At 70.8% G+C, this 8,870-nt stretch carries 8 protein-coding genes and 1 pseudogene; 1 reads left to right on the forward strand and 8 read right to left on the reverse strand.

The genetic code is table 11. The features are described from left to right. The 6 genes from ACY45C_RS16935 to ACY45C_RS16960 form a co-directional block, all read right to left on the reverse strand. On the reverse strand, nt 1-1,241 hold a 1,241-nt coding region (locus ACY45C_RS16935), incomplete at its 3' end, for a hypothetical protein (protein WP_462188536.1). Then, nucleotides 1,241-1,489, reverse strand: coding sequence for a hypothetical protein (locus ACY45C_RS16940; RefSeq protein WP_462188537.1), 249 nt, complete (start codon nt 1,487-1,489; stop codon nt 1,241-1,243). The genes ACY45C_RS16940 and ACY45C_RS16935, both read right to left, overlap by 1 nt. A 4-nt stretch (nt 1,490-1,493) precedes the next feature. Next, nucleotides 1,494-1,928, reverse strand: a complete 435-nt coding sequence (locus tag ACY45C_RS16945; protein ID WP_462188538.1) for a hypothetical protein — start codon at nt 1,926-1,928, stop codon at nt 1,494-1,496. 32 nt (nt 1,929-1,960) lie between these two features. Beyond that, a complete protein-coding gene (locus tag ACY45C_RS16950) occupies nt 1,961-3,070 on the reverse strand; it encodes a hypothetical protein (protein WP_462188539.1) in 1,110 nt (369 codons plus the stop codon). Between the two features lie 80 nt (nt 3,071-3,150). Continuing rightward, nucleotides 3,151-3,927 carry a hypothetical protein gene (locus ACY45C_RS16955; RefSeq protein ID WP_462188540.1) on the reverse strand — a complete coding sequence of 259 codons (777 nt, stop codon included), beginning with the start codon at nt 3,925-3,927 and terminating at the stop codon, nt 3,151-3,153. A gap of 171 nt (nt 3,928-4,098) precedes the next feature. Beyond that, complete coding sequence (locus ACY45C_RS16960) at nt 4,099-4,221, reverse strand: hypothetical protein (protein WP_462188541.1); 123 nt, start codon at nt 4,219-4,221, stop codon at nt 4,099-4,101. On the opposite strand from ACY45C_RS16960, the pseudogene ACY45C_RS16965 reads away from it, so the two are divergent. Next, nucleotides 4,218-4,817: pseudogene (locus ACY45C_RS16965) on the forward strand (tyrosine-type recombinase/integrase); the annotation flags it as partial. The gene ACY45C_RS16960 and the pseudogene ACY45C_RS16965 overlap by 4 nt on opposite strands. A 509-nt stretch (nt 4,818-5,326) precedes the next feature. On the opposite strand, the gene ACY45C_RS16970 reads toward ACY45C_RS16965, so the two are convergent. Further along, the gene (locus ACY45C_RS16970) at nt 5,327-6,322 is read right to left on the reverse strand and encodes an iron-siderophore ABC transporter substrate-binding protein (protein WP_462188542.1); all 996 of its coding nucleotides are present in this window, start codon (nt 6,320-6,322) and stop codon (nt 5,327-5,329) included. Between the two features lie 171 nt (nt 6,323-6,493). Further along, the gene (locus ACY45C_RS16975; RefSeq protein ID WP_462188543.1) at nt 6,494-8,176 is read right to left on the reverse strand and encodes an amino acid adenylation domain-containing protein; all 1,683 of its coding nucleotides are present in this window, start codon (nt 8,174-8,176) and stop codon (nt 6,494-6,496) included. Nucleotides 8,177-8,870: the final 694 nt, after the last annotated feature.

Here is an 8,870-nt window from a genome sequence, read left to right on the forward strand (position 1 = left end):
GACAGGGCCGGGTCGCCGTCGCCGGTCCCGGTGCCGCCCGGCCCGGTACCGGCGACGGCGGTGCCCCCGGACCCGCCCGGGCCACCCGGACCACCAGGTCCGCCGGCTGGCTCCGGGCCACCAGGCGCTCCCGCCCCAGGCGCGCCGCCGGCCGGGGTGACGACGATGACATCGTCGTCGAGCTGGTAGGTCTCTGACAGTGGGACCAGGTCGAGCTCCATCCCGGGCAGCACCCAGTCTGGCTGGCTGACCATCTCGACCAGGTCCCGCCGGCCGCCGGGGCCGGTGAGCAGCAGGTAGCAGGCCAGGCGGGCGGCCCGGCCGACGGCGGTGTCCAGCGCGCGGTCCACCAGGTCGGTGATGGCCGCGGCGTGGTCCGCGGCGCTCTGCCCGGGTAGCCGGGGGTGTGCCTGCTCGGCGGCCCGCCGCCAGGACTCGGCGTAGAAGTCGGTGACCACCGTCCGGGCCTGCGTCGCGCTGCCCTGCCAGCGCAGCCGGTACACCACTCCCGGGTCGAAGCTGAGCGGTTCACCCTCGCGCTGGCCGAAGCGGGGGAAGCGGAACCGGCCGAGCGGGAAGGACGACTCCACCCGTTGCTCGCCCGGGTGGACCGCCCCGATCTCGTAAGCCCCGGACGGGCCAAGGAACAGCACGCCGACCAGCCCAGACGCCGACGGCGCCACCGACGAGACCCGGACCGCCCGCAGCGCCGTCCGCACGTAGTTCTCGGCCGTCACCGGCGACCAGACGGTGGTCGACTCGGTCCGCCCCGGCGGGCTCGCCGCGGCCCCGGGCTCGCCGCCGCCGCCGTCGTCGTCGAGGACCTCGACCGCCGCGTCGCCGCCCTGGTAGGAGGGGATGACGTAGCGCCGCAACGGCCGGCTGAACCGGGCGGCGTCCACCGCCTCACCGACCGGCGGCTGCGCCGCGGATGTGCGGCGCAGCACCCCGTCGGACACCCCGGCGGCGGCCACCGCCCGACCGATCGCCCCGGCCACCACACGTTCCACGGCGGCCCGCTGGTCTTCGGTGAGCCCGGACGCCGCCGCGCCGGCCCAGCTGATCTCTGCGGGCAGCACGCGCACGCCCATCCCGTCCGGCAGGCCGTCGAGCACCCGGCCCCGGCTGGCCCGCACCGCCCGGGTCACGCCGGCCTCGACGGCGTCCGCCAGCAGGTCGGCGTCGGTCAGCCGGGTGGCGTCGACGACAAGCCGGACGGGGTGCACGACGCGGGTGGTCATCAGTCCCGCAGCCCGCGCACGATGTGCCGCGCGGCCAGCTTCGCGATGGCCTCGACGTCCGGCGCCTGCGCCTCGCGCACCTCGATCACGACCGGGAAGTGGTACTCGACGACCGCGCGCGGGTCGACCGCGGCCGGTTCCAGCTCGGCCTCGCTGCCGGCGGCGGGAAGCACCAGCTCGCCGGCGTGGACGAGGGCGATCCCGGTCTGGCGGACCCGGACGGCACCGGGGCGTGCATCCTCGGCCACGCCGTCACCGGACTGTCGCGGACTCGCCGGACTTGGGCTCGACCGTCGCCGAGAGGCTGAAGCCGGAGAACACCGACGAGGGGGCGCCGGTGATCGTGGCGTTCGTCGGGGCGGCGGAGGTGATGACGCAGTCGCTGATCACAATCTTGGTGAATGACCAGTCCGCGCCGTGCTCGGTCTCCTGCAGGATGATGTCGAACCGCGCGCCCGCCAGGGCCAGCGCCGTAAGCTGCGCCGCGGAGTCCCCGATCGCCTTCACCGAAAGGGAGAACGTGATGGTGGACGGGGTGTAGACCACCCCGATGTGCGTCTCCTCGATGGAGTTGAGCACCTCCGCGCCGAGAGTGAAGGTCGGCGAGAAGGAGTCCACTGGGACGATCTTGTGAACGCCGTCGGTGTTCTGCCAGGAGACGGCGAGCCGAGACCTCCAGTCGGGCATGGCATGTCCCCTTCCGTTGAGCGGCGATGACGTCAGAAGGTCGGCGCGAGGGTGACGACGATCCGGTGGGTGGCCGGGCCGAGCACGACCTCCAGCGCGACATCCACCGCGCGGTTGGCCCGGACCTGGGCGACGAGCGCCTGGTCGGCCGCCGAGCGGGACCCTTCCGGCAAGGTCAGGATGTCCAGGACCGGGATGCCGATGCGGAAGCCGTCGATGGCCGACGAGCGTTGCAGCGGCCCGAGGATGCCCTCGATCCGGGCCTTGAGCAGGATCAGCCCGGATCGGGTGATCCGGGCGTCGCCCACCAGGCCGATCAGCCCGGCCTTGAGCCGGAAGTCGATGTCGTCCAAGGTCCGGACGGTGTCGATGAACAGCTGCGTGGCGTCGGTGGTGAAGCAGCGACCCTCCGCGAAGTGCAGGCCATCCCCCACGATGAGCGCCGGATCGATGACCGGGATGATCCCGGCCTCGGACAGCTCTCGGATCTCGCCTGGGCTGTACTGCCCGGCCAGCGACATCTGGATGCCGCGGACCCGCTTGAGCACGACGGACACCTGCGCCGGGTACCCGGCGATCGCGGCCGCCGCCGCGGCGGCCACGTCCCCGGTCGCGCCGCGGGCGGCGACCACCACCATCCGGCTGGAGTCGCTGCGCAGCGGGGTCAACAGGTCGACCAGGTCATCGACGTAGGTCGCGCTACGCGGCCGGGCCGGGTCGACCATGGCGACACCGATCCGCTTGTTGCCCTCGGCGGACATCGACTCCACATGCGCCTTCAGCGCGTGCAGACCGGTCGCCGCCTCGGCGCCAGCCGGCGCTCCGACGGCCGTGGTCCCGGCCAGGACCACGAAGGTGACGTCGTCGGCGGCATCCAGCGAGGCCAGCGCTTCGGCGAGCGCCGTGCCCGCCGCACGGACGCCGTAGACCGTGCTCGGCTTGGGGTCCTGCAGAAGCGCGACCCGCAGCGCCTCGTACAGCGGGTTCGCCTCCACCACGCCGCCCTGGATGCTGGAGAACAGGGTGCCGGCGTCGGCCAGGGAGCCGACGAGTCGCGGGGTGTTCACCGCCGCCGTCCCGCCGCGGGGGCCGTCCGGGGTGGCGCCGACCACGGCGAGCACACCCGGTGAGCGATGGGACACCAGCTGCAGCGCCGAGGTGTCGATGCGGACCTCGACGAAGGGGGTACGCGGCGGCGACGGGCATGGCTTCCTCCGAGGTCCTAGCTGAGGGTGGCGGTGACGAGGGCGATGCCGTGACGGGCGAGCCAGGACGCCGCGATAGCCCGTCGTGCCGCCCGGAGCTGTTCCGGGGTACCGGCGGTTGGGCCGGGCCAGCCGTCGTCGTCGTCGAAGACGGCCTCGGGCAGCAGCCAGACCACGACCACGGCGTGCCGCCGGCGCAGGTGCGGTTCCGCCTTGGGTTCGCCGCCGGCGTCCACCACCCGCTGGCGGACGACGGCGCTCTCGCGCAGCAGAGCGGCGACGCCGCTCCCGGCGCCGCGGGCCAGGATCGGTGCGGTGACCGGCAGCCGGCGCACGACGGTGGCGGTGCCGGCGGGGTCGGCGAACGCCACCCGCACCTGGCCGGTGGCGACGTCCCCGGCGGGCCCACCGGGCGGCCCACCGGCTGGCCCACCGGATAGCCACTGCGACGTGACGGCGGTGACCGGCTCGCCCGCCGGCCGGTACCGGGCCACCACGGCGCCCCGCCACAGGGCGGTCACCCGCGGGACGGCGGCGTCGACCAGGCCAGCGGCCAGCAGGTCAACCTCGTAGGGGACCGGGTCCTCCAGCCGCCGGACCATCCCGTGCAACCGGACCGACCCAGCGAGGTCCACGACCAGCTCGACGCTGTCGAAGACGGCCGAGTAGGGGCCCTCGAACTCGGGATGGTCGTAGCCGGCGGCAGCGACGGCGGCCAGCGCGGCCTGGTCGAACAACGCGGCGCGGGAGGCCTCGTCCGCCAGCCGCACGAGAGCGGCGTCCTCGAAGTCCACACCGCCTCCCCAACAGCCTTGTCGAGTGCAGCCTTGTCGATCTCCCGGCGGTCACCGGGACCTCGTCCTGATCGCGCAGAATACGCGAGCGTTTCGGGGGCGTCCGCCGAACAGGGGAACTCCGCGGTCGCGGTGCGCGACGGAGGTGACTGCTCCGCACCGGACCCGTCCTCAGTCCGCCGCCCGGTCGGCCCTTCTCGCGATCTTGGGATCAATCCGGCGCAGCAACAGCGCGGTGACCAGGATGCTCACGACCCCGACGGCGAGGCCGCCGGCGATGTCGGTGAGGTACAAGCCACCGGGCCCGATCCACGATCGCCAGCCAGCTCTACAATGCCAAGGAGCCGATGACGCTGTTCGAGCTGCAGGCGTGGCTCGGCCACCGGTCGCCGCAGTCGACGCAGTTCTACGCGAAGATCAGCCCGGCCACGCTGACTCGGGCCTACGACGACGCGGGATACTTCTCCCGCAACATGCGGACGGTCGAGGTCCTCGTCGACCGCGACGCCGTCGCCTCCGAGGCCGCCGCAGCCGGCGAGCCCTGGCAGCACTACGACCTCGGCCACGGCTACTGCACCTACACCTTCTTCGAGCAGTGCCCGCACCGCATGGCCTGCGCCAAATGTGACTTTTATACCCCGAAGGGCTCCAGCAAGGCACAGATCCTGGAGGCCAAGGAGAACCTGCAGAAGATGCGGGCGATGATCCCGCTCACCGAGGACGAGCAGGCCGCCATTGACGACGGCAGCACCGCCCTCGACCGGCTGCTGGAACGGCTCGCCGGCATCCCCACACCGGCCGGGCCGACACCCCGACAACTCGATCTCCCGGCCCGCGCCACCATCCTCCCGATCGTCGGTGTCCACCAAAGCCCGGGAGGGTCGATTTGACAACTCTGATTCCACAGAAAGACCAAGCGGATCATGCACCAGATGCACGGCCGCGCCGGCTTCCCACTCCTCCGCCACCGGATCCTCCTTGGCTAACGCACAGTCACCACCGGATGTGCGGCAGAGCCAGAACAACGGTGTAACTCCACTGTGATGCTCTGTGCATACGCGCAGGTAGAGGAGGCACCAGATGACCAGCATGACGACAGATCCGGCAGCGGAGACGATCGCGGGCGAACCGGCAGCCGCCGGCGCCCAGGCCGCAGCCCCGGTGCTCGACGAGGACGGACGCGAGTCACCATCTGATCATGCCTGGCCGCCAGCGCAGGGTCGTGCCAGCCGGACGCAACAGAGCCGTCCGGGTTGAGTCCGGGCCTGGTCCGGGTCTGGTGTCGGGTTCGATCCGGGGCCGTCCTATCCGGATTCAGTCCGGGTTCGGTCCGGATGTAGGTCAGTGCGGGGGCTCGCGTGGCGATGGCCGCGCCGCGCGAGCCCCGACTCACCGACGGTCAGCTACTGTCCGCGACCTTGGCCAGGGTCGGCTTGAGCTGCTCGAGCTGCCACGGGATATTGAGGATCGTCGGGTTGTTGACCGCGCCGGCCGTGAAGGCGTCGACCTGCAGGACCCGTCCCGCCTTGACCGCCGGGATGTCGGTGAACAGCTTGTTGCCGTTCATCTCGGTTTTCAGGGCTGGGGTGGCGAAACCGATCAGCACGAAGTCCGCGTCCAATGCGTCGAGCTTCTCCATGCTCAGCGACCGGTCCACTACATTGGCCGTCACACCCGGCGCGAGCTTCATTCCGAGTTCGGTGTAGAGCTGGACGGACACCGTCTTCGGGTCGTCGATGACCGCGAGCCCGCCCGGCTCGTAGTAGAAGGAGTAGCTGAACGTCTTGCCGGCCAGGCCGGGAAGGCTCGACCTGGTGTCCTGGATGATTTTCTCGATGGCGGCGATCGCCTTCCGGGTGTCGGCGTCGCGGCCGACGGCCTTGCCGATGATGGTGCTGTTCTCCTGCCAGGTCGCGATGCCGGCGTCATCCGTGTAGCCGACGGTCGGCGCGATCTTCGAGAGCCGGTCGTAGTAGTCGGCCAGGCCGTAGAAGTTGGTGGCCAGGATCAGGTCGGGATGCAGCGCGGCAATCTGCTCGAGGTTCAGGTCCCCGCTGGTGCCCAGAGCGGCGCTCTTCGACAGGTCGATCTTTCCCTGGAGCCAAGGGAAGACGCCGTCGGGCTTGTATTCGTTCTTCGCGTACGCGATCGGCGTGATGCCGAGCGTCGCCAGGATGTCCTCCTCATAGCTGAGCGCGATGATCCGCTTCGGCTGGGACTTGATGACCGTGGTACCGAACTTGTTCTTCAGCGTGACCGGGAAACTGCCCGTCGCCGCGCTCGCCGACGCGGCCGTCCCACCGCTGCCGTCGTCGCTACTGCCGCAGCCGGCCGTGACGGCCAACGCGGTAGCGGCCAGGATCGCCGCCAGGAGGAGTTTCAGTCTGTTTCGCACTGCTTTCTCGTTTCCGTGGTCAGGCCGCGCGCCGGGACGGCTCGCGGGTCGCGGGTCGCGGGTCGCTTCCCATCCGGCGATGAGGCTGGGTCCGCCGGCATGAGATGCCGTCTCTCCTTGTGGTCACGCGCCGCTGACTAGGCAGACGTAATTTAGGTAAGGCTTACTTAATTAGATGGCGGCGTCCTCGTCTACCCCATCCGCCGACAAATCCGGGCATGGGTCGGTGAGCGCCCGGCGGTCCACCTTCCCGCCGGCGGTGACGGGGAGCGTGTCGACCACGGTCACGACGCTCGGCACCATGTACTGGGGAAGCAGGTCGGCACACCAGGCCAGCACCTCGTCGGCGAGCGTCCCGCCGGCCGGGCCGGCATCGGCTCCGGCCCGATCGGCATCGGGGACGACGAAGGCGAGCAGCCGGGGCGCGGCGGCGTCCCGGGACAGGACGACCGCCGCCCGCCGCACCCGGGGGTGCCCGGCCAGCGCAGCCTCGACCTCCTCCAACTCCAGCCGCATCCCGCGGATCTTCACCTGGTTATCGGCCCGGCCCACGAATTCCAGCCAGCCGGCGCTGTTCCACCGGGCGAGATCCCCGGTGCGGTACATCCGCGCGCCATCACCGGCGAACGGGTTGGCGACAAAGCGCGACGCGGTCAGCGCCCCGTTGTTCACATAACCGCGGCCGAGCAGGAAACCGGCCACGTACAGCTCGCCGACCGCGCCGGAGGGCACCGGGGCCAGCAAGTCGTCGAGGACGTGGAGCTGGGTATGCGGATTCGGTCGGCCGATGGATGCGGCGAGCCGTTCGGCGCTGTCCCGGTAGATCACATAAGAGACGCCGATCGTCGTTTCGGCCGGGCCGTACCCGTGGTAGAGCGCAGTGTCGACCTGGGCGCGGAAACGGGCGAAAAGCGCGGGTGTCAGGACCTCGCCTCCGCACCAGACCTGCCGCAGCGAGCTGAGCGCCGACGTCCCTTCCGCCGCCTCCAACAGAACGTCCAGCATCGACGACACCAGATAGACGAAGGTGACCCGCTCCCCCTCGATGAGCTCAAGCAGGTATCCCGGGTCAAGCTCACCGTCCGGCTCCGCCACGACCACCCGGCCGCCACAGACGAGCGGTAGCAGAATCTCGTTGATCGAAATGTCGAACGACAACGGCGCCTTGAACAGGGACGCATCGTGCTCGCCGAAGGCGAACAGATCCGTCATCTGCCACCGCAGCCGTTCGGCTATCGCGTCATGCCGGATCATCGCCCCCTTGGGAGTTCCGGTCGACCCGGAGGTGAAGATCACGTAGGCTAGCCCCGCCGGGGGGACCGGCAGGTCGAGCGGCTCGGCCGACTCGCCGCCCCAGGACCAGGCGCCCAGGTCGACCGGCACGGCGGGCACACCGTCCACCAGCCCGCCGGACTCCACCGGCGCAGCCGGACCGGTCACGATCAGCCGGGCTCGCGCGTTGGCCAGCACCCGCCGGCGCCGCTGGTCGGGCCAGGCCGGCTCGACCGGGACAAACGCCCCGCCCGCGACCATGACCGCGAGGACCGCGACGATCATCTCCGCTGATCGGACCAGCCGGATGCCGACGATGTCTTCCGGCCCGAGGCCCTGTGCCCGTAGCGCCCGGGCGAGCTGGAAGACCCGGGCGCCGAGCTCCCGGTAGGTCAACCGCACTCCGGGTGCCACGACGGCGGTCGCGCCCGGTGAGCGCCGCGCCTGGGCGGTGAACAGATGGGCGACGGTCGAGGCCCGCGCGGGCAGGCTGGCGTCATTGCAGCACTCGAGCGTCGTCGGCGGGCCGGCCGGCTCGACCGGCGGTGGCCCGGGTTCCTCAAAGCGCAAGCTCACAACCATTCCATCCGTCGACAGTGAAGCGGGAACCGTCAATGCCAGGCGTCAGCCACCACGCCCCGGAAACCCGACGGGGAAGCGGCCGGCGCGGAGTTCGGTCGGTACAGCGTCAGGCCGCCCACCTTGATGTGATCAACTTTTGACAGTTTAGCAAGTAAGCCTTACCTACTCAAGGTAAAGCTTACTTAATCAAGATCGTGGCCGCCGGACCGGGTCCGGACCGCCACCGCCGGGCTCGCCGGCGGCGGACAAACCTCCGGGACCGGAGCCAGCCGGCGCGGCGCCGGACGCCGGTAGGCCGGCCAACCGGTCCAACCGGTCCGGATCACCGCCGTGCTGGTTTCCGGCGCCGAACCGGCGGTTTCCCGCTCGGTACGGAAATCCCGACGGGTGCGATACACTCGTGGGCGTGACGCGCACCGGCGATAGCGATCCAGGCGATAGCGACCCAGAAAATAGCGATTCAGGCGCCCGGGCCGCTAAAAGAGTCCCCGGAATACCTGCCCGGCCACAGGAAAGTGACCCCTGATGGGAAGTGTTCTTGCCGTCAACATCGCCGTCGTCCGAACTGATGCGTGGACCGGAAGGCAGGGTCGGAGCGGGATTGACAAGCGTCCCGCCGAGGGGCCGGTGCACGTCGGCCGGTACGGCCTGCGCGGAGACACCATCTGCGACCTGAGGGGACGTAATGGGGCTC

Source organism: Frankia sp. CcWB2 (assembly GCF_977927585.1).